Below are 1,501 nucleotides of genomic sequence, written 5' to 3'. Positions count from 1 at the left end.
GATTCGGGGTTTTTGTGTATTTTTATCAAAAAACCTCGTTATAATGGAACCAACGATAGAAATGAGGTACGGAGAATGGGTAAAATTATTTTTAACGAAATTCAAATGAAACAGCTAGAAAAAAATAAAAATGTATTAAAAGCGTCGGACCGTTCGATTAGCTATTGTTCAGATTTCAAAGTAAGAGCGGTAAAAGAAAATCAACAAGGAAAAGGTCCTAGCCAAATCTTTTTAGAGAATGGGTTTGACTTAGCTGTGATCGGTGAGAAGAAACCAAAACAATGCTTGAAACGTTGGCGAAGAACCTTTGAACAATTTGGTGAGGAAGGCTTTTATACAGAACGCCGCGGGAAAGGAAGCACGGGACGCCCTTCGGAAAAACCCCTCTCTTCTGATGAAAAATTAAAGAAAGCGGAAGCACGTATTGCGTTTTTAGAAGCGGAATTGACATTCCTAAAAAAGTTAGACGAACTCGAAAGGCAGGCGTTACAGAAGAAGCGTTAACACCACGAGAAACATACACACTGATTGAACAAACCATACGTCGATTCCAATTCCCACGTATGGTGCGTTACCTTTGCACACTGACTGGGGTAAGTCGGAGTGGATACTATGCGTGGCTTCATCAGACAGATAAACAGCTGGAAAAAGAACGCAATGATGAAACAGATTATGAATGGATCCAAGAAATTTTTAATCGAAAAGGGAAAACATGTGGTGGTCGTTCTATCAAAATGGTGTTGGAAAAGACAAAAGGAATTTGTATGAATCTCAAGCGTATTTACCGTATTATGCGTAAATATAACCTTGTGACAAAGATTCGCCGAGCGAATCCTTATAAACACATCGCAAAAGCGACACAAGAACATAAAACATGTCCGAACCTTTTAAAACGCCAATTCAATCAAGAAGAGCCTGAAAAAAGTATGTTAACGGATATTACCTATTTATTTTATGGAAAAGGAAAGAAGGCTTATTTATCATGTGTAAAAGACAGCGCAACACGAGAGATTTTAGCCTATCATGTCTCTTCCTCTTTACGAATGGATATCGTCTATCAAACATTAGATAACTTGAAAGAGAGATTAGGAGAAGTCATTCATCCTGAAGCGCTTCTACATTCAGACCAAGGTATTCATTATACACACCCTGAATTTCAGAAACGTGTAAGAGAAATGGGGATCAGACAATCTATGTCCCGTAGGGGCAATTGTTTAGACAATGCACCAATGGAATCCTTTTTTGGTCATATGAAAGATGAATTAGATTATAAAGATTGTCAAACCTTTGAATCCCTTGAGCTCAACATAAAGGATTATATGGAGGAGTATAATTATAATCGTTATCAGTGGACATTAAAAAAGATGGCTCCGATCGAATATCGGAACCACCTTTTAAGTGCTTGATTTTTCAGGGCTTTTTTATTAAACTGTCCATTTTATAGGGTACAGTTCAAAAGGAGCAGTAGCTTTTTTATTTTAGGGAAATTTGGAGTTAGTCA

1 protein-coding gene is annotated in these 1,501 nt (G+C 37.4%); it reads left to right on the top strand.

All coding sequences use genetic code 11. The annotated features are described in order from the left end of the window. The first annotated feature begins 75 nt into the window (after window positions 1–75). A protein-coding gene (locus B5P42_RS29675) for an IS3 family transposase (protein WP_087944740.1) occupies window positions 76–1,406 on the top strand; the annotation gives its coding sequence in 2 pieces (ribosomal slippage) (window positions 76–463 and window positions 463–1,406; 1,332 coding nt in all). Window positions 1,407–1,501: the final 95 nt, after the last annotated feature.

This window comes from Bacillus sp. SRB_331 (assembly GCF_003264175.1).
Taxonomy (GTDB): Bacteria; Bacillota; Bacilli; order Bacillales; family Bacillaceae_G; genus Bacillus_A; species Bacillus_A mycoides.
Note: the sequence above shows the minus strand (reverse complement) of the source record. Positions and strands in the feature narration are given on the sequence as shown.